The 18810-nt window shown below is 66.5% G+C and carries 18 protein-coding genes; 10 read left to right on the forward strand and 8 right to left on the reverse strand.

Translation table 11 applies throughout. The annotated features are described in order from the left end of the window. The first annotated feature begins 104 nt into the window (after nt 1-104). From IB257_RS15710 to IB257_RS15750, 9 genes are all read left to right on the forward strand, one after another. Complete coding sequence (locus IB257_RS15710; RefSeq protein WP_370540113.1) at nt 105-1457, forward strand: class I SAM-dependent RNA methyltransferase; 1353 nt, start codon at nt 105-107, stop codon at nt 1455-1457. 246 nt (nt 1458-1703) lie between these two features. Next, complete coding sequence (locus tag IB257_RS15715) at nt 1704-1892, forward strand: hypothetical protein (RefSeq protein ID WP_006389355.1); 189 nt, start codon at nt 1704-1706, stop codon at nt 1890-1892. Between the two features lie 129 nt (nt 1893-2021). Next, nucleotides 2022-2540 (forward strand): RDD family protein, encoded by a 519-nt coding sequence (locus IB257_RS15720; RefSeq protein ID WP_054450734.1) that lies wholly within the window; start codon nt 2022-2024, stop codon nt 2538-2540. A 147-nt stretch (nt 2541-2687) separates the two neighbouring features. Continuing rightward, complete coding sequence (locus tag IB257_RS15725) at nt 2688-3596, forward strand: DUF2167 domain-containing protein (protein WP_054450732.1); 909 nt, start codon at nt 2688-2690, stop codon at nt 3594-3596. A 144-nt stretch (nt 3597-3740) separates the two neighbouring features. Further along, on the forward strand, nt 3741-4613 hold the full coding sequence (locus IB257_RS15730) for a UDP-2,3-diacylglucosamine diphosphatase (protein ID WP_119450948.1): 873 nt from the start codon (nt 3741-3743) through the stop codon (nt 4611-4613). A 127-nt stretch (nt 4614-4740) separates the two neighbouring features. Beyond that, nucleotides 4741-6435 carry an acyl-CoA synthetase gene (locus IB257_RS15735; protein ID WP_119450949.1) on the forward strand — a complete coding sequence of 565 codons (1695 nt, stop codon included), beginning with the start codon at nt 4741-4743 and terminating at the stop codon, nt 6433-6435. 22 nt (nt 6436-6457) lie between these two features. After that, nucleotides 6458-6979 (forward strand): gamma carbonic anhydrase family protein, encoded by a 522-nt coding sequence (locus tag IB257_RS15740; protein ID WP_054450727.1) that lies wholly within the window; start codon nt 6458-6460, stop codon nt 6977-6979. A gap of 73 nt (nt 6980-7052) precedes the next feature. Continuing rightward, the gene (gene hslO, locus IB257_RS15745) at nt 7053-7982 is read left to right on the forward strand and encodes an Hsp33 family molecular chaperone HslO (protein WP_054450725.1); all 930 of its coding nucleotides are present in this window, start codon (nt 7053-7055) and stop codon (nt 7980-7982) included. A 91-nt stretch (nt 7983-8073) separates the two neighbouring features. Beyond that, nucleotides 8074-8808 (forward strand): pilus assembly protein, encoded by a 735-nt coding sequence (locus tag IB257_RS15750; RefSeq protein ID WP_225588985.1) that lies wholly within the window; start codon nt 8074-8076, stop codon nt 8806-8808. Nucleotides 8809-8844: 36 nt separating this feature from the next. Here the strand turns inward: IB257_RS15750 and ftsB are convergent, their stop codons facing one another. From ftsB to IB257_RS15770, 4 genes are all read right to left on the reverse strand, one after another. After that, a complete protein-coding gene (gene ftsB / locus IB257_RS15755; protein ID WP_054450721.1) occupies nt 8845-9258 on the reverse strand; it encodes a cell division protein FtsB in 414 nt (137 codons plus the stop codon). Nucleotides 9259-9326: 68 nt separating this feature from the next. Continuing rightward, nucleotides 9327-10613 (reverse strand): phosphopyruvate hydratase, encoded by a 1287-nt coding sequence (eno, locus tag IB257_RS15760; RefSeq protein ID WP_054450719.1) that lies wholly within the window; start codon nt 10611-10613, stop codon nt 9327-9329. A gap of 4 nt (nt 10614-10617) precedes the next feature. Further along, entirely contained in the window at nt 10618-10902 is a 285-nt protein-coding gene (locus IB257_RS15765; RefSeq protein WP_013392289.1) for a DUF1330 domain-containing protein, read from the reverse strand. Between the two features lie 203 nt (nt 10903-11105). Then, on the reverse strand, nt 11106-12758 hold the full coding sequence (locus IB257_RS15770) for a CTP synthase (protein ID WP_054450715.1): 1653 nt from the start codon (nt 12756-12758) through the stop codon (nt 11106-11108). Between the two features lie 268 nt (nt 12759-13026). On the opposite strand from IB257_RS15770, the gene IB257_RS15775 reads away from it, so the two are divergent. Beyond that, nucleotides 13027-13980 carry a hypothetical protein gene (locus tag IB257_RS15775; RefSeq protein WP_225588986.1) on the forward strand — a complete coding sequence of 318 codons (954 nt, stop codon included), beginning with the start codon at nt 13027-13029 and terminating at the stop codon, nt 13978-13980. A gap of 72 nt (nt 13981-14052) precedes the next feature. Here IB257_RS15775 and IB257_RS15780 read toward each other — a convergent pair whose 3' ends face one another. The 4 genes from IB257_RS15780 to gsiD form a co-directional block, all read right to left on the reverse strand. Beyond that, the gene (locus IB257_RS15780) at nt 14053-15843 is read right to left on the reverse strand and encodes an aminopeptidase P family protein (protein ID WP_192492558.1); all 1791 of its coding nucleotides are present in this window, start codon (nt 15841-15843) and stop codon (nt 14053-14055) included. 14 nt (nt 15844-15857) lie between these two features. Next, on the reverse strand, nt 15858-16682 hold the full coding sequence (locus IB257_RS15785) for a M55 family metallopeptidase (RefSeq protein WP_054450710.1): 825 nt from the start codon (nt 16680-16682) through the stop codon (nt 15858-15860). A 20-nt stretch (nt 16683-16702) separates the two neighbouring features. Beyond that, complete coding sequence (locus IB257_RS15790) at nt 16703-17797, reverse strand: P1 family peptidase (protein ID WP_225588987.1); 1095 nt, start codon at nt 17795-17797, stop codon at nt 16703-16705. 108 nt (nt 17798-17905) lie between these two features. Next, entirely contained in the window at nt 17906-18805 is a 900-nt protein-coding gene (gene gsiD / locus IB257_RS15795) for a glutathione ABC transporter permease GsiD (protein WP_054450707.1), read from the reverse strand. Between the last annotated feature and the right edge of the window lie 5 nt (nt 18806-18810).

Genomic DNA, 18810 nt, shown 5'->3' on the forward strand with positions numbered 1-18810 from the left:
CGCCGGACCGCAAGCGCGCCGATAGCCCGCGCCGCGAGGCCGAGTCCGGCGGCCGCTCCGGCCGCGCCCCGCAGCGCGCGCCGCGCCTGCGCGACGACCAGTACATCGCGCCCGCGACGCCGGCGGGACGCTTCTACGACCCGTTCGAGGACGACGGCCCCGCGCCTGAGTACCTGCCCGAACCCGACCACGCACAGGAAGCGGATTTCGCCGAAACCCGCGACCATGGACATGACCGCGACGAAGGCCGTGGCAGGCGCGAGCCCGCCGTGGAGATCCGCAGCCGCCGTCCGCGCGAAACCCGCCAGGCGGAAACATTTCCCATCTTCGCCCCCTGCCCGCAAGGACTGGAAGAGGCGCTGACGGCCGAAATGCAGGCGCTGGGCTTCGAGGACGCCCAGGCCGGCCGCGCTGGCTGCTCGTTCACGGCCGATTGGGCCGGCGTGCAGCGCGCCAACCTGTATTCGCGCCTGGCCACCCGTATCCTGGTGCAGGTCGCCCATGCCGAGATTTCGCACGAAGACGACATCCTGGACCTGGCCCGCGACACTCCCTGGGAGCGCTGGTTCGGCGCGGAGCAGACCCTGCGCGTGGATACCTCGGCCATCAAGAGCCCGGTGCAAAGCCTGCAGTACTGCAATTTGCGCGCCAAGGACGGCATCTGCGACCGCCTGCGCGAACTGGAAGGCGAACGCCCCAGCATCGACACCGTGCGTCCGGACGCCCGCGTGCACCTGTTCCTGACCGGGCATACCGCGACGCTGTACCTGGACACCTCGGGCGAGTCGCTGTTCAAGCGCGGCTGGCGCCTGGACAAGGGCGAGGCGCCGCTGCGCGAGAACCTGGCCGCAGGCATGCTGGCGTTGGCGGGCTGGGATCCGGCCGCCCCGCTGCTGGATCCGTTCTGCGGATCGGGCACCATCCTGATCGAGGCTGCCTGGATCGCCCTCGGCGTGCCCCCGGGCATCTCGCGCCCGTTCGGCTTCGAACGCCTGCGCGGACATGACGCCTACCGCTGGCGCGACCTGAAGGACGATGCCCGCGCGCGCATCCTGCCGCAACTGGACGCGCCGCTGGTCGGCTACGACCTGGACCCGCGCGCGATCGAATTCGCCCGCAACAACGCCGAACGCGCCTGGCTGACCGAAGACTCGATCCGCTTCGAGGTCGGCGATGCCCGCCACGTCACGGCGCCCGCCGACCACGGCTGGATCGTCACCAACCCGCCCTATGGCGAGCGCATGGGGACCGAACAGGACGCGGATCTGTGGCGCGACTGGGCCACCTGCCTGAAGCGCAATTTCGCGGGCTGGCAACTGCACGTCATCACCAGCGACCTCACCTTGCCCAACCAGATGCGCTTGAAGCCCAAGCGCCGCGTGCCGCTGCACAACGGTTCGCTGGACTGCCGCCTGTTCGGTTTCGAGCTGGTCGCGGCCGGTTACCGCGACGCCTGAGCGCCCCTGCGCCCCGGGAGGTTCCGGCCCCCGGGCGCCCCCTTCCCCTTGAACAGCGCGTTGTAAAGGCGCCGCAACATGGCGCGCTTATCTTTGCTTATGGTTTTCCCCAGCACTGTTTGAGCGCATCATCGCACCAAGGTGTTGCCAATATGCACCAGGCACTTGCACAAATTCAGGGTTAACCCCTATAATTCGGGTTATCCCTAGTAGCTAAACAAACAGTGCAAGCCCGTGGAGGCTATTGTGATCAACCCGAACAACACCATCCGCCTGACCGACGAACTCGAGCGCCAACTGATGCTCCAGGCTATCGAAGAACAATTCCGTCCGCACCCGATGCGGGCGTTGGCCGCCGGCCTGCGTAAGCTGGCCCACGGCATCCGTGCCCTGGCTGGCAAGACGAGCGCCAAGAACGCGCACTCCGCCGCCTGAGCAAGGCCCAGGCTTACGGCCTGAACAGTTTTCCCCTTGGGGGCTGCATAGCCCCTTTTAAGACCCGCCCTTACCGGTGGGTTTTTTTTTGCCTTGGAAGGCATGGGCTTTGTCGGATAATAGCGACCCATGACGACCGACGCCCTCCTCGACCAGACCCCCAACCGGCTGCGCCGGTTCGCCTGCATGATGTACGAAGCCGTGCTGCTGTTTGGCGTGGTGTTCCTGGCTGGCTACCTGCTGGATACCCTGACCCAGAGCAAGAACGCGCTGGAATTGCGCGGCGCCCGGCAGGCCTGGCTGTTCGTCGCCATCGGAGCGTATTTCGTGCTGTGCTGGCGACGCCGCGGCCAGACCCTGCCCATGAAAACCTGGAACATCCGCCTGGTCGACCGCGACGGCAACACCCCGTCCACGACCCGCCTGATGTTGCGCTACGTCCTGGTCTGGCCTCTGGTGCTGGCCGGCGCGGCGGTCGTGTGGGCGGCCGCCAGCGCCACCGGCTGGCCTTCGATGGACATGTTCATCGTCGCCGCGCCCTTCACCATCTTCGTCTGGTCCTGGTTCGATCCCGACGGCCAGTTCCTGCACGATCGCATCCTGGGCACGCGGCTGCGCAACGCGCCGCGCCACAAGAAGGCCCGCTAGCCTGCGCTGGCAGCGTCAGCCGACCCGCCGCATACATTCTGCGACAAACGGCAACATCGTGCACCGAATTAGCCGTTTGCTTTCAGAAAGTTGAAAGTCGACCGCAAAGACAATGGGGCCCCTTTTTTCAGACGCCCTAGAACCATCATGCGCGCTTTCCTTTCCCGTGTTGCGCTGGCCGCCGCCAGCGCCCTGTTCCTGCTGCCCGCCGGCGCCCTGGCGCAGAACGCCGCCGCCCAACAGGAAATCGAAGCGGCCACCAAGGCCGCCTTCGCCGCTGCCCAGGAAGGGCCCGCCGACGTCAAACTGGGCGAGCAGGCGGTCGTGCATCTGCCCGAATCCATGTTCTTCGTGCCGCGCCTGCAGGCGGACCGGCTGATGGCGGCCTACGGCAACGGCAAGGATCCTTCCCTGCTGGGCGTGGTGATGCCCAAGAGCGACGATGACGATTGGGTCATCACCGTCAATTTCGACAAGGCCGGCTACATCAAGGACGACGACGCCAAGAACTGGAACGTCAACGAATTGCTGGACAGCCTGCGCGAAGGCACCGAGCAGTCCAACGAAGAGCGCAAGAAGCGTGGCTTCCCCGAACTGATCATGGACGGCTGGGTCGAGGCGCCGAAGTACGACAGCAACTCGCAGCGCCTGGTCTGGTCGGTCGCGGTCAAGCACAAGGGCGAAAGCGCCACCGAGAACCCCACCGTCAATTACAACACCTACGCGCTGGGCCGCGACGGCTACATCACGCTGGACCTGATCACGCAGAAGAGCATGGTGCCCAAGGACAAGACGGCCGTGCTGACCCTGCTGGACAACCTGAACTACGTCGAAGGCAAGCGCTACGCCGACTTCAACTCCTCGACCGACAAGGTGGCCGAGTACGGCCTGGCCGCCCTGGTGGCTGGCGTAGCGGCCAAGAAACTGGGCCTGTTCGCCGTGATCGCCGCCTTCCTGGCCAAGTTCGCCAAGGTCGGCCTGCTGGCCGCGGCCGCGCTGGGCGGCGGCATCTGGAAGCGCCTGCGGGCCAAGAAGGCCAACCCGCAGCAGCCCTGACCGCCGACTCCGGTCGCGGCCCCCCCGAACCCATGAACCCGATGCACGGCGGTCCGCCGTGCATCGCAGAACCTCGCCCGCCGTCACAACAGCGTCACGCAGCGTTCACGTTCCGGTCATCGCCGGATGGTTTCATTCCCAGGCATGAGCACAGCCCCTGGGAAAGCGACCGTGAACGAAATCCGCCCCGCGCACTGGCGCGCCCTCTGGATTTCCGATATTCACCTGGGCACCGCCGGGTGCAAGGCGGAATTCCTCCTCGACTTCCTGGACCACAACGATTCCGACACGCTCTACCTGGTGGGGGACATCGTCGACGGCTGGCAGCTGCGCAAGCACTGGCACTGGCCCCGGGCGCACAACGACGTCATCCAGCGCATCCTGCGCAAGGCGCGCAACGGCACCCGGGTCGTATTCATCCCGGGCAACCATGACGAATTCGCGCGCGAGTTCGCTGGCTATGCCTTCGGTGACATCGAGATCCTGGACGAGGACGTGCACACCACCGCCAAGGGGCAGCGCCTGCTGGTGCTGCATGGCGACCAGTTCGACGGCGTGATCCAGCACAGCCGCTGGCTGGCCCACCTGGGCGACGGGCTCTACCAACTGGCGCTGTGGATCAACCATCATTTCAATCGGCTGCGCCACCGCCTGGGACTGCATTACTGGTCCCTGTCGCAATACCTGAAGCACAAGGTCAAGAACGCCGTGTCCTTCATCACGGACTTCGAAGAGGCGCTGGCGGGCGAAGCCCGGCGACGGGGCCTGGACGGCGTGGTCTGCGGCCATATCCACAAGGCCGAACTGCGCTACGTGGGCGAGATCCTCTACTGCAACGACGGCGACTGGGTGGAGAGCCTGTCCGCCCTGGCGGAGACGCACGACGGCCAGCTCCAGTTGCTGGACTGGGCCACTGTCATGGCGGATCGCGAAGCCGATCCCGCCGCCCGGCCGCCCCGCTCGCTGACGCTGCCGGCCCTGCCCTCCGCACTGCGCCGCCAAGGCAAACACCCGTGATAACCCGTATGCGTCCCCGTTACGCAACGGGGATGTTGCAGTTCACGGCCCTCTAGGTCATGCTTGCATCTGGGGCAACGGGCCAACTTGACCCGTTCACGCTGCAACATGCTCACAACATAGGGCCATGAACGACCAATATCAGGCGCTCTACCAAACATTCCGCTGGCTGGTACCCACCCAGTTCAACATCGCGGAAGCGTGCTGCCACCGCTGGGCATCCAGCAGTCCGGATGCGCGGCGCATTGCCATCTACTACGAAGATGAATCTGGCAACCGCGAGGTCTGGACCTATGCCCGCCTGGCGGAAGCGGCCAATCAGCTGGCCAACGGCCTGGTGAAAATGGGCGTTGGGCGCGGCGACCGCGTGGGTGTGGTGCTGGGGCAACGGCCCGAGACCGTGGTGGCCCATATGGCCATCTACAGCGTCGGCGCGGTAGTGCTGCCGCTGTCCGCCCTGTTCGGCCCCGAGGCCCTGGAAAGCCGCCTGCGCGACTCCGAAACCCGGGTCGCGATCGTGGATTACGCCTCCAGCGCCAACCTGCTGGCCGTAAGCGACAACTGTCCCAACCTGCAGCAGATTATCGGCATCGGCTTCGCCGACGAACGCGTATTGCCCTGGCGCAGCCTGCTGGCGCGCCAACCCAGCGAATTCAAGATGGTCCAGACCCGTTCCTCGGACCCGGCCATCCTGCTCTATACCTCCGGCACCACCGGCGCCCCCAAGGGCGCGCTGCTGCCGCACAGCGTGCTGATCGGCAACCTGCCGGGCTTCGTGGCCTCGCAGGACTGGTTCCCCAAGCCCGCCGACGTGTTCTGGTCGCCGGCCGACTGGGCCTGGACCGGCGGCATGATGGACGCCCTTCTGCCCACCCTGTACTTCGGCCACCCCATCGTCGGCACGCGCGGCCGCTTCTCGGTCGAGCGCGCATTCGAGCTCCTGGAACGCTACCAGGTCACCAACACCTTCCTCTTTCCCACCGCGCTCAAGATGATGATGAAAGCGGTGCCGGAGCCGCGCGGCCGCTACCAGCTGGCCCTGCGTTCCATCATGAGCGCCGGCGAAAGCGTGGGCGAGACCGTCTTCGAATGGTGCCAATCGGCGCTGGGCGTAACGCCCAACGAAATGTTCGGCCAGACGGAAATGAACTACGTGGTGGGCAACAGCCAGAAGCGCTGGCCCGCCAAACCAGGCAGCATGGGCCGCCCCTACCCGGGCCATAACGTCGCGGTGCTGGACGAGGACGGCAAGCCGGTCGCACCCGGCGCCACCGGCGAGATCGCCGTAAACCGGCTCGACATCCATGGCTACCCGGATCCCGTGATGTTCCTGGGCTACTGGCGCAATGAAACCGCCACCCAGGCCAAGTTCAAGGGCGACTGGTGCCTGACTGGCGACCTGGCCAAGATCGACGCCGACGGCTACCTCTGGTACGCGGGCCGCGCCGACGACGTATTCAAGTCCGCCGGCTACCGCATCGGGCCGGGCGAAATCGAAAGCTGCCTGATCGGGCATCCGGCCGTGGCCAACGCCGCCGTCGTGCCCAAGCCGGACGCCGAGCGTGGCGCCCTGGTCAAGGCCTACGTGGTGCTGACGCCGGAGTTCGCGCAGCGCGACCGCAACGACATCATCGAGAACCTGCAGGAACATGTGCGCGAGCGCCTGGCCCCGTATGAGTACCCCAAGGAGATCGAATTCGTCGACGAGCTGCCCATGACCACCACCGGTAAAATCCAGCGCCGCATCCTGCGCCTGCGCGAAGAAGAGCGCTCGCGGATGACCGCAGCCATTACAGACGCGCCGCACGCCCCCAAGGCGTGACGCCGCAACCGGAGACCTAGGCATGCCCATATACCAGCTTGACGACCTGATTCCCCGCATCGACCCGGCGGCCTATGTGGCCGACAGCGCCGACATCATCGGCAACGTAACGCTGGAGGCAGGCGTCAGCATCTGGTCCAACGTGTCGATCCGCGGCGACAACGACGCCATCCTGATCAAGAGCGGCACCAATATCCAGGAAGGCAGCGTGCTGCACGTGGACGACGGCTGTCCCATGACCATCGGCCCCAACGTCACGGTAGGCCATCAGGCCATGCTGCACGGCTGTACCATCCATGAAGGCGCCCTCGTGGGCATGCAGGCCATCGTGCTGAACAATGCCGTCATCGGCCGCAACTGCCTGATCGGCGCCGGCGCCATCATTCCGGAAGACCGCATCATTCCCGACAACTCCCTGGTCATCGGCATCGGCAAGATCGTCCGCGAGCTCTCGGACGAGGAAATCGCCAATCTGCACAAGAACACCGCCCATTACGTGGCGCGCGGCCAACACTACAAGACCGCGCTGAAACGGATCGGCTGAGCGCCCCGGGGCGGCGCTTCGACCCTGCTGGCGGCAGGGGGAATAGACGGGCCTGATCGGCTAACATTCCTCCATGACCGATCAGCTCAAGAAATACCTTACCGAAGACCGCAGCGTCCGCATCCAGGCCGTGCGCCTGGACGCGACCTGGAAGGCCGTGCAGGCCAATCACGACTACCCTCCCGCCATCACCCACCTGCTGGGCGAACTGGTGGCGGCGTCCACGCTGCTGGCCGCCAACATCAAGTTCGACGGCTCGCTGGTGCTGCAGATCCAGGGCGACGGCCCCATTGCGCTGCTGGTGGTGGAATGCCGCAACGACCTGAGCCTGCGCGCCACCGTCAAGATGCGCGAAGGCCACGACGTGCCCAGCGACGGCAACATGCAAAGCCTGCTGAATCCGGGCGGCAACGGCCGTTTCATCGTGGTGCTGGATCCGCAGCGCAAGCTGCCGGGCCAGCAGGCCTATCAGGGCATCGTGCCCCTGCAGGGCGACACCGTGGCCGAAGCCCTGCAGCACTATATGAAAGCCTCCGAACAGCTGGATACCCGGCTGTGGCTGGCGGCCGACGCCGACCATGCCACGGGCATGCTGATCCAGCGCCTGCCCTACCACGGCGGCTCGGACGCGCCCGCTCTTACCGAGCAGAACGCCGCCGAAACCTGGGACCGCGCCTGCGCCCTGGCCGGCACCATCAAGCGCGATGAACTGCTGGCCACCGACATCGACACGCTGATCCATCGCCTGTTCTGGGAAGAAACCCTGGTGGCGTTCGATCCGCTGGCGGTGCGCTGGCACTGCCCCTGCACCCGCGAACGCGTGGCCAGCATGCTGCGCACGCTGGGCCAGGAAGAGATCAACAGCATCCTGGCCGAACGCGGCCAGGTCGACGTGGCCTGCGACTTCTGCGGCAAACCGTATAAGTTCGACTCCGTCGACTGCGCCACCTTGTTCTCGTCCGGCGCAGCTCCGGCCGCGGACGAACCTCCCACGGTGCACTGATCCACACCGGCGGCCTGGCCGCCGGGACGTTTCGATCACGCCGGCTTATCCTCATCGACAGGCGGCCATGCCTGCGCCAGACTGCGCAGCCATGACCGCCTTTTTTCATGCTCCCTCCTGCCGGCAACGCGGCGCCGCCGCCATCGAATTCGCGGTGGCGGGCGCCGTGGTGCTGCTGCTGGGCCTGCTGGCGATCGAAACGGCCCGCTGGCAGGGCGTGCGCCAGATGGCCTATCTGGCGCTGATGGAGGCGGGACGCGCCGGCGCCACCGGGCACGGCGATCCAGCGCGCATGCGCATGGCCTTTCTGCAGGCCCTGTTGCCGCGGTACGCCGATGCGCAGGGCCAGGCCGGCGCACGCCGCCGCCAGGAAGACGAGCAAGCCGAGCTGGCCGCCATTTCGGGTACCCACCCCTGGCGCATCGAAGTCCTGCTGCCCGACGAGCAATCGTTCCGCGAACACGCCCGCCCGGATCTCAAGGTACCCGCGGCGTCAGGCCTGCGCGCCATCGACAACGGCTACCAGGACCTGCAGCATGCGCGCCGGCCGCCGCAGCCGGGCGGCCAGACCATATTCCAGGCCAACACCTTGAAGCTGCGGCTGACCTATCTGCACAAGCCGTTGCTGCCGCCCTTGCGGGCGCTGCTGGCCGCGCTGGGCTCCGATCGCGGCAGCTATGCCGGAAACGCGCAGACCCGGGGCCTGTTGCCCCTGCACATGGAACTGGAAACGGAGATGCATTCGCACCCGGTGGATTGGGCACGCAGGACGCCGCAACCCGCCGGCATCGTGTACGGAGAGTGCCGCAGCGTGCGCTGCGGTTGAACGGAACGGGGAATGAACAGGAACGGCAGCCGGCGCTCAGTGCCGGGCGTTGGCCTGATTGGCGGGCTTGGGAGGCGTAGCCGCAGGGCGGGCCGCCGGCGCGCTGGCGCGCGCGGGGGTGGCCGGCTTGGCCGCGGCGTCGGCAGCCAAAGAGGCGCCGCCAGCCGGGGCCGGGGTGTTCTGCGGCAGGATGTGCACGAACACCTCGCCGTCGCGCATCATGCCCAGTTCGCCGCGGGCGCGTTCCTCGATGGCGCCGGAGCCGCCTTCGAGGTCACGCACTTCCGCTTCCAATGCGGCATTGCGCGCGCGCAGGCCTTCGTTGGTCTCGCGTTGCTCCGCCACCTGGCGTTGCAGATCCCAGACCTTGAACCACCCGCCCTTACCCAGCCACAGCGGGTATTGGATCAGGCCTAGCAGCACGAACAGCACCAGGAACAACAGGCGCATACGCGGGAACCCTCAGCAGTCGTGGCGTGGATGCGGCCCCGGGATTGCGCCTGGGGCCGCGCTTCTCATCAACGCAGGTTGTAAAAAGCTTCCAAGCCGGGATACGACGCGACTTCAGCCAGCTCTTCCTCGATGCGCAGGAGCTGGTTGTACTTGGCCATGCGGTCCGAACGCGACAGCGAACCCGTCTTGATCTGCATGGCGTTGGTCGCCACGGCGATGTCGGCGATGGTGGAGTCTTCGGTTTCGCCCGAACGGTGCGACACGACGGCGGTGTAGCCGGCGCGCTTGGCCATTTCGATGGCGGCGAAGGTCTCGGTCAGGGTGCCGATCTGGTTGATCTTGATGAGGATCGAGTTGGCGACGCCCTTCTGGATGCCTTCGCGCAGGATCTTGGTGTTGGTGACGAACAGGTCGTCGCCCACCAGCTGCACCTTCTTGCCCAACTGGTCGGTCAGGAGCTTCCAGCCTTCCCAGTCGTTTTCGGCCATGCCATCTTCGATCGAGATGATCGGGTACTTGTCGCACCAGGTGGCCAGCAGATTGGTGAACTCCTGCGAGGACAGCGAGATGCCGCCTTCGCCGGCCAGCGTGTACTTGCCGTCGCGGTAGAACTCGGAGCTGGCGCAATCCAGGCCCAGGGCGATCTGCGTGCCCGGCTCGTAGCCGGCTTCGGTGATGGCCTTCAGGATCAGCTGGATGGCGGCTTCATGGCTGGCCACGTTGGGCGCGAAACCGCCCTCGTCGCCCACTGCCGTGGACATGCCCTGGCCGTGGATCAGCTTCTTGAGCATGTGGAAGACTTCGGCGCCCCAGCGCAGGGCTTCGCGGAAGCTGCCTGCGCCCACCGGCAGAATCATCAGTTCCTGCAGGTCCAGCGTGTTGTTGGCGTGCGCGCCGCCGTTGATGACGTTCATCATCGGCACGGGCATGCTCATGGGGCCGCTGCCGCCGAAATAGCGGTACAGGGACAGGCCCGATTCGTCGGCGGCGGCGCGGGCCACGGCCATGGAGGCGGCCAGGATCGCGTTGGCGCCCAGGCGTTCCTTGGATTCGGTGCCGTCCAGCTCGATCAGGGTGCGATCGACGAAGGTCTGTTCCTGGGCGTCCAGGCCCATCAGGGCTTCCGAGATTTCCGTATTCAGGTTCTCGACGGCGCGCAGCACGCCCTTGCCCAGATAACGGCTCTTGTCGCCGTCGCGCAGCTCGATGGCTTCGCGCGCGCCGGTGGACGCGCCCGACGGCACGGCCGCGCGGCCCATGGCGCCGGACTCCAGCAGCACATCGCATTCGACGGTGGGGTTGCCGCGCGAATCCAGAATCTCGCGGCCGATGATATCGACGATAGCACTCATGACTTTACATTCCCTGAACGATAAACATATTCATGACAGCCGCGCCTTCGCGGGCATTGCGGGCGCGGCGGTACTGCCAGGAGTCGTAGAAAGCCTGGGCCGCGGTCATGGAGGGGAATTCCATGACGACGGTACGGCCAGGCTCACGGCCCTCGAGGTGCCTGGAATCGCCGCCGCGCACCAGGATCTTCGCATCGTACGCGCGCATTGCGAGCGTGGACAGACGCTTGTAGTCCTCGTACTGCGCGGGCTTGGTCACTGAGACGTCGGCGATGAGGTAGGCACTCATGGGATTCCTTCAGAGCAGTTGCGTTGGTTTCGGTCTGACGCCGGATACGGCGACGCCGCCAGTGTCGCGCAAGGCGGCCGGGCGACGCATATCCGATGCTAATTGGTTGTATCCGAAAGAAGCGCCGCCGTATAGGGCGGCGCTGAGGCGGCGGCCCGCGGTCCCGAAGATCCGCTTACGGAACTCCAGACCGCAGACGCGCATTACGCCTCCTGACCGCGGCGAGCCTTCTGCTCGATGGCGGCGCGGATATAGCTGGCGAACAACGGGTGGCCGTCACGCGGGGTCGACGTGAACTCCGGGTGGAACTGCACGCCCACGAACCACGGGTGGTCGGGCAATTCCATCATTTCCGGCAGGTTCTCGGTCGGCGTGCGGGCGCTGATCACCATGCCGGCTTCTTCCAGGCGCGGCACGTAGACGTTGTTGACCTCGTAGCGATGGCGGTGACGCTCGTTCACTTCGTCGCCGTAGATCGACTGCGCGCGGGTGCCCGGCTTGATCGGCACGCGCTGCGCGCCCTTGCGCATGGTGCCGCCCAGGTCGGACGACTGGTTGCGCTTTTCGACCTTGCCTTCGCGGTCCATCCATTCGGTGATCAGGGCCACCACGGGGTGCGGCGCCGAGGGATCGAATTCCGTGCTGTTGGCGCCGCCCAGGCCGGCGACGTGGCGCGCGAACTCGATCACGGCCAGCTGCATGCCCAGGCAGATGCCCAGGTACGGCACGCCGTTTTCACGGGCGTAGCGGATTGCGGCAATCTTGCCTTCGGTGCCGCGCTTGCCGAAGCCGCCCGGAACCAGGATGGCGTCCAGGTGCTTGAGCTGGTCGGTGCCGCGGGTTTCGATGTCTTCGGAGTCGATGTACTCGATGTTGATCTTCGAGCGCGTGTGGATGCCGGCGTGGACCAGGGCTTCCGTCAGCGACTTGTACGACTCGGTCAGGTCGACGTACTTGCCGACCATGCCGATGGTGAGCTGGTGCTGCGGGTGCTCCAGCGCCTCGACCAGATTGTCCCACATGGACAGGTCGGCCGGCGGCGGGGTCAGGCCCAGCGCTTCGCAGACGATGTTGTCCACGCCCTGCGCATGCAGCATCGCCGGGATCTTGTAGATCGAATCGGCGTCCCAGACGGAGATGACCGCGTCCAGGGGCACGTTGGAGAACATCGAGATCTTGGCGCGCTCGTCGTCCGGGATGCGGCGGTCGGCGCGGCACAGCAGCGCGTTCGGGTAGATGCCGATTTCGCGCAGCTTCTGCACCGAGTGCTGGGTCGGCTTGGTCTTGAGTTCGCCGGCCGACGCGATGAAGGGCACCAGCGTCAGGTGCACGAAGGCGGCGTTGTTGCGGCCCATGCGCAGGCTCATCTGGCGGGCGGCTTCCAGGAACGGCAGGGACTCGATGTCACCCACGGTGCCGCCGATCTCGACGATCGCGACGTCCGTGTTGCCGTTCCAGGCGGCTTCGGCGCCGCGGGCGATGAAGTCCTGGATTTCGTTGGTGATGTGCGGAATGACCTGGACGGTCTTGCCCAGGTAGTCGCCGCGGCGCTCCTTGCGGAGCACGGATTCGTAGATCTGGCCGGTGGTGAAGTTGTTCACCTTGTGCATGCGAGCCGAAATGAAACGCTCGTAGTGGCCAAGGTCCAGGTCGGTTTCGGCGCCGTCTTCCGTGACGAACACCTCGCCATGCTGGAACGGGCTCATGGTGCCCGGATCGACGTTGATGTACGGGTCGAGCTTCAGCATGGTGACTTGCAGGCCACGCGACTCGAGGATGGCGGCGAGCGACGCAGCGGCGATGCCTTTGCCCAGGGAAGACACCACACCGCCGGTGACAAATACGTATTTGGTCATCGTAATGAGCACCCGGGACGAGCGGGCGCGTGCGGGAAATTTGGATTATAGCCGGGAGGCGGAGCTTATTTGGGTTTTCCCCTAGCTCCGGGGCGTAACATTTGGCAGCACTCGAATCGCCGAAAGGGGCATCGCCTTGTGTGGCGCGGCGCAGCGCCGTGCTATGTTCGATCCCTATTTTTTTGCTTGCTGTTTTTTCTCAACACTCCCGCTTCCGCCGATGACCGATCCCGCCCGATCCTCCTACTCGCTCGCCTGGCGCCTTGCGTTGACCGCAGTTTTCCTGCGGCTTGCTTACTCGGCGCTGGTCCAGTCGTACAGCCTGCTGGCCCTGCCCCAGTTCGAGCAAATGCAGGAGATGTACACCCAGCCGCAGTTCCTGGCGCCGCTGCTGGTCCATATCGTCGCGGGCGCGGTGATCGCCGGATTGACCGCCTGGGGAGCCATGCGAGGCTGGCTGGCGCGCCATGACACCCAGGCGGTGACCGAGCCCCGCAAGCTGTTCGGCACCTTCATCGCGCTGTTTCTGCTTTACACCCTGGCCGTGGCGGCAGGCATCGCCTTCCTGCAGAACACGCTGATGCGCTTCGTCATGGACCACCGCGACGTGCTGCAGGAACGGCTCGGCTTCGGCATGATCGGGCAGTTTCTGGCCCTGAACATCATCACCAAGCTCGTGACCATCGTGCTTGAGATCATTGGCATCTGCGTCATCGTGCGCATTGCCGCCTGGACCGTGCAGCCTGCGGGCCCGGCTGGCGGCCCCGCCTATGAACGGCGCCATGCCGCCTGGACTACCGCGCTGACCGTGCTGGTCTGGCAACTGACTGTTTCGGTCTGGTTGGGCGGTTTCCTGCAGATGCAGGCTCAGGGCGCTGGCTGGACGGCGTACGCGCTGGGCTATCTGGTCCTGCCTGCGGCCCTGCTGGGGCTATGCACCCTGGTCTGCCTGAACATCCTGCCGCGCCCGATCGGCGCGGCCCGGTTCGGACGGGCCGTCGCCCACGGCACCATCGCCTTCTGGCTGGCGCAGGCGCTGAGCATAGGTTTGGGATTCCTGGCCGTCCGGGCGATGACCTGGGGACAACTGATGCGCGCGGCGGAGTCCCATGCGGCCGCCGGCCTGACGCTGCTGGCCTATGGCGCGCTGCTGGCCTTGGGCTGCCTGATCGGCAGGCTCGCACTGTATCCCCGCGCCAAGACGGCCACGCCGGCAAGCTGACCCGACTCCGCGCGAAGCAAAAGGCCGCGGGCATTGCGCCCGCGGCCTTTTTTCATGCACTCACGCAGCGGTTCAGATCGCGGCGGTGCGGCGCTCCAGCCAGGCCAGCGCCTCGCCTTCGACCAGCGGCGACAGGCGTTCGTACACCGTCTTGTGATAGTCGTTGAGCCAGGCGATTTCGTCGGCGCGCATCAGCGACGGCTCGATGCAGCGCGTGTCGATCGGGCACAGCGTCAGCGTTTCGAAGCACAGGAATTCGCCGAGTTCCGAGGTCAGCCAGGCGCGGTTGGCGACCAGGTTCTCGATGCGCACGCCCCAGCGGCCCGGGCGGTAGATGCCCGGCTCGTTGGAGGTGATCATGCCTGGCTCCATCGCCGTGTGCGGACCCGGCACGGCGCGGTAGGAAATGACCTGCGGGCCCTCATGCACATTCAGGAAGTAACCCACGCCGTGGCCCGTGCCATGGCCGTATTCCGCGCCGCCTTCCCAGATAGGGGCGCGCGCAATGGCGTCCAGCATGGGCGAAGGCGTGCCGCGCGGGAACGAGGCGCGCGACAGCGCGATCATGCCCTTGAGCACCAGAGTGAAATCCACCTTCTGGTCGGCGCTGGGCGAGCCCACCGCGACCACACGGGTGATGTCGGTCGTGCCGCCCAGGTATTGGCCGCCCGAGTCGATCAGCAACAGGCCGTCGCCTTCGATGGTGGCGTGCGATTCCTGGGTTGCGCGGTAGTGCGGCATCGCGCCGTTGGCGTTGAAGCCGGCGATGGTGGCGAAGCTGGGGCAGACATAGGCCGGCCGGCGCGCGCGCGCAGCGGTGATCTGCTCGTCGATGGTCAGTTCGGTGATGGCTTCATTGCCCAGCGCGCCTTCGAACCAGGCGAAGAACTCACAGAGCGCGGCGCCGTCCTGCGCCATGGCAAGACGTACGTTCGCCAGCTCGGCATCGGTCTTGCGGGATTTCAGCAACGTGGACGGATTGATGGCCTCGACGCGCGGCACGGCCGGGTCCATCGCATGGAACACGCCGCAGGTCACGCGGGCCGGATCGATCAGCAGCTTCTGATCGAGTTCCAGCGAGGCCAGCGCATCGGCGGCCTGGGCATATGCGGCGACTTCCACGCCATCGGCCGCCAGCACAGCACGCAGGGCGTCGTCGATCTTGCCGTCGGCCACGAACAGCGTGGCATGGTCCAGTCCGACCAGCGCGTGGCCGACGAACACCGGGTTGTAATCCACGTCCGCGCCGCGCAGGTTGAAGAGCCAGGCAATGTCGTCCAGCGTGCTGATGAAATGCACGTCGGCGCCATGCGTGCGCATGGCGGCGCGCACCTGCGCCAGCTTGTCTGCGCGGGTCACGCAGGCTTCGGGCGCCACATGTTCATAGATGGCGGCGCCGGGCAGCCCGGCGCGTTCCTGCCAGATGTCTTCCAGCAGATCCTCGCGGATTTCAAGGGCCGCGCCGGCCGAGGCCGCGGCCGCCGACAAGGCGCGGAAAGCGCCCAGGCCCAGCACCTGTCCGTCCACCCCGATGACCTCGCCCGCCTTGGCATTGGCCGCCAGCCAGTCCACATGGCCCGGCGTCGTGGCCAGCGCGATCTTCATCAACTGCACGCAGGTGCCGGCCAACTGGGCTTCGGCCTGCACCCAGTAGCGGCTGTCCACCCACAGGCCGGCGAAATCGGCCGTAACCACCAGCGTGCCGACCGAGCCCGTGAAGCCGGACAACCAGCGCCGTCCCTGCCAGCGCGCGGGCAGGTATTCGGACAGGTGCGGGTCCGAGGACGGAACGACATAGGCGGACAGGCCGCGGCGGCTCATGGCCTGCCGCAATTGGGCAATACGGGCGTCGGTGCTAGACATGGGGGATGGGATCCTTAGCGCAACATGAAAGACATGGCGGCCAGGCTGTTCAGCGTGCGGACGGCGGACTGCATGCTATCCGTGGTGAATCGCAAGGTCACGCCGTCCACGCGTTCCAGCGTGGGCCACATGCAGAACAGGTCGGCCAGGGCCGAGCTCTGCGTCTGCAACCGGCATTCTATAGGGGCGGGAATGCGGAAAGGAACCACTCCCCCTTTCTTCAAATTGCGCACGGCGGTTTCGGCGGCGGACGCAATCGCGCGGCGCGATGCCGCAGGCGACAGGGTCACGCCGCTGCCCTGCCCATGGGCCACCTTGGTCTGCACCCATTCGGCGCCCGGGAAGGTATCGCGGGTCTCCTCGATGAAGGCATCGTCGCCGGTGCCCAGGATGACGGGCACGCCCAACTCGCCCGCCAGCGCGCCGTACAGGCCGGCCTCGCCCAGCTCCATGCCGTTGATGAGCACGCGGGCGAAGGCGAAGCTGTTGATGGTGTGGGCCAGAATGCCGCGGCCCTGCGAACGCGAGTGGTAGCCGATCATGAAGACGGCGTCGCAGCCCTCTTCCAGGCCGCCCATCATGCCGAGGTAGCGCGGCTTGCCCAGCACCAGGCGGGCGCGCTCGTCCAGGCCGTCAGGCAGCAGGTTGCGAAAGCCGCCGTGCGAATCGTTGACCAGGATCTCTTCGGCGCCGCCAGCGATCGCGCCTTGCACGGCCGCGTTGGCCTCGGCGGTCATCCAGGCGCGGGCGCGCTCGTATTCGCCGTTGCCCGCGCGGACTTGTTCGGAATGAAAGACGCCGGCGACGCCTTCGATATCGGTGGAAATCAGGATCTTCATGGGATCAGCCTCGGAGGATTTCAGAATTCGGTTTCGGACAGCCACTGGCGCCACTGCGGCGCCGCGTCGCGGATCGCGGCGCGGTGGTTGCCGTCGCGCCCCGTCACGCCTTCGGCATGCCACAGCGCGGAAATGATGGCCTGTTCGCAGGCTTCGGCGGCGGCTTCGAACAAGGGATCGATGCGGGTCTCGTGCAGCATCGCCACCGCCGGCATGGGCTGCTCGGGCAGTTGCGGCACCGTATAGGCCGTGGAAAACGCCAGCGCGATGTCGCCGCTGCCATGGCCGTACACCGAACCGGTGCGGGCCAGCCCTGCCCCTGCCCGCAGCGACAGGCGGCGCAGCTGGCGCGAGTCCAGCGGCGCATCGGTCGCCAGCAGCAGGATGATGGAACCCTTCTCGGGCACGATGGCGGCGTTCTCGCCCGCCTGGGCCAGGCCGCTGTCCAGTTGCTGCGCCAGCCGGCGGCCGAAGGGCCTGCCCGCCACGGTCAGGTTGGGCAGGCGGCCGAAGTTCGCCAGCACCAGCGCGCCAACCGTGTATTGCGGTCCGGCCTGAATGGATGCCAGGCGCGAGGCCGAGCCGATGCCGCCCTTGAACGAGAAGCAGGACATGCCCCGGCCCGCGCCGACGGCGCCCTGCTCGAACGGCTTGCCCGCGGCGGCCAGCGCCTCGGCGTAGTGCGATTCCTGCACCGCCAGCGCCTGGATATCGTTCAGATAGCCATCGTTGCATTCGAAGACCAGCGGATTGACGGTAGCCATGCCGCGGCCAATGCCAGGGTTCGCTGCCACCGCGGTGCGGATCTGCGCATTGGCCACCGTTCCCACGCCAAACGTGTTGGTCAGGCCGATGGGCGTTTCCAGCACGCCCAGTTCCTGCACCTGAACCAGACCGGTGCTCTTGCCGAAGCCATTCAGCACGGTGGCGGCGGCCGGCACCTTGTCCAGATAGGGATCGCTGCCATGCGGGCGCACCACGGTCACGCCGGTCTGCAGCGGACCTTCGGCCAGCGTGCAGTGGCCGACGGTGACCTCGCCCACATCGCAGATCGAATCCAGCGGTCCCGAAGGCAGTACGCCGATGCGGGGGATGTCCAGCGCTTGTTTGTCCATGTTCGTTGCGTGTCGCCACGCTCCTGAATGTAAAACGCCGCCGCCCTGGGGCGACGGCGCAAAGATTCGCCCTCCACGCCGGCCCTCCAGGGAGGACCGGCGGCAGGATTACTTGCGGTCGATCTTGGGATCGAGCGCGTCGCGCAGGCCGTCGCCCAGCAGGTTGAACGCGAGCACCGTGAAGAAGATCGCCAGCGCCGGGAAGATCGCCACGTGCGGCGCGATCACCATGTCGGCGCGCGCTTCGTTCAGCATCGCGCCCCACTCCGGCGTGGGAGGCGAAGCGCCCATGCCCAGGAACGACAGGCTGGCCGCGGTGATGATCGAGGTGCCGATGCGCATCGTGCCGTAGACCACGATCGGCGAGATCGTGCCGGGCAGGATGTGGCGCATGATGATGGTCCAGTCGGACGCGCCCACGCTCTTGACCGCTTCGACGTAGGTCATCTGCTTGATCGACAGCGTGTTGCCGCGCACCAGGCGGGCAAACGCCGGCACGCTGAACACGGCCACGGCCACGATCACGTTGACCATGCTGGAACCCAGGATGGCGACCACGCCGATGGCCAGCAGCATGCCGGGGAACGCCAGCAGCACGTCGGAGATGCGCATCGTGATGCGTTCCCACCAGCCTTCGTAGTAGCCCGCCATCAGGCCCATGAAAGTGCCGACGACGGCGCCCATGGCGACGGACAGGAAACCCGCGGCCAAGGAGATGCGCGCGCCCATGATGATGCGGCTGAAGATGTCGCGGCCCAGCGAGTCCACGCCCAGCCAGTGGGTGGTGGAAGGTCCGGCGTTCAGGGCGTCGTAGTCGAAGAAGTTCTCCGGGTCGAACGGCACGATCCACGGCGCGAAGACCGCGACGACGACGAGCAGCAGGACGAAGATGCCCGCGCCGACGGCGAGCTTCTGCTTCTTGAATTTGCGCCAGAACTCGGTGGCGGGGGTGCGCACGTCGTTCTTGGGAGCGGCGGCGATGGTCGTGGCGGGTGTCGTATTGCTCATGGCCG

The organism is Achromobacter sp. ACM03 (assembly GCF_014851665.1).
Taxonomy (GTDB): Bacteria; Pseudomonadota; Gammaproteobacteria; order Burkholderiales; family Burkholderiaceae_B; genus Achromobacter; species Achromobacter aegrifaciens.

Coding starts and splice junctions, on each gene's coding strand:
- IB257_RS15720 (WP_054450734.1), top strand. CDS start 2,022: ATGACGACCGACGCCCTCCTCGACCAGACCCCCAACCGGCTGCGCCGG.
- IB257_RS15725 (WP_054450732.1), top strand. CDS start 2,688: ATGCGCGCTTTCCTTTCCCGTGTTGCGCTGGCCGCCGCCAGCGCCCTG.
- IB257_RS15730 (WP_119450948.1), top strand. CDS start 3,741: ATGAGCACAGCCCCTGGGAAAGCGACCGTGAACGAAATCCGCCCCGCG.
- IB257_RS15735 (WP_119450949.1), top strand. CDS start 4,741: ATGAACGACCAATATCAGGCGCTCTACCAAACATTCCGCTGGCTGGTA.
- IB257_RS15740 (WP_054450727.1), top strand. CDS start 6,458: ATGCCCATATACCAGCTTGACGACCTGATTCCCCGCATCGACCCGGCG.
- hslO (WP_054450725.1), top strand. CDS start 7,053: ATGACCGATCAGCTCAAGAAATACCTTACCGAAGACCGCAGCGTCCGC.
- IB257_RS15750 (WP_225588985.1), top strand. CDS start 8,074: ATGACCGCCTTTTTTCATGCTCCCTCCTGCCGGCAACGCGGCGCCGCC.
- ftsB (WP_054450721.1), bottom strand. CDS start 9,258: ATGCGCCTGTTGTTCCTGGTGCTGTTCGTGCTGCTAGGCCTGATCCAA.
- eno (WP_054450719.1), bottom strand. CDS start 10,613: ATGAGTGCTATCGTCGATATCATCGGCCGCGAGATTCTGGATTCGCGC.
- IB257_RS15765 (WP_013392289.1), bottom strand. CDS start 10,902: ATGAGTGCCTACCTCATCGCCGACGTCTCAGTGACCAAGCCCGCGCAG.
- IB257_RS15770 (WP_054450715.1), bottom strand. CDS start 12,758: ATGACCAAATACGTATTTGTCACCGGCGGTGTGGTGTCTTCCCTGGGC.
- IB257_RS15780 (WP_192492558.1), bottom strand. CDS start 15,843: ATGTCTAGCACCGACGCCCGTATTGCCCAATTGCGGCAGGCCATGAGC.
- IB257_RS15785 (WP_054450710.1), bottom strand. CDS start 16,682: ATGAAGATCCTGATTTCCACCGATATCGAAGGCGTCGCCGGCGTCTTT.
- IB257_RS15790 (WP_225588987.1), bottom strand. CDS start 17,797: ATGGACAAACAAGCGCTGGACATCCCCCGCATCGGCGTACTGCCTTCG.
- gsiD (WP_054450707.1), bottom strand. CDS start 18,805: ATGAGCAATACGACACCCGCCACGACCATCGCCGCCGCTCCCAAGAAC.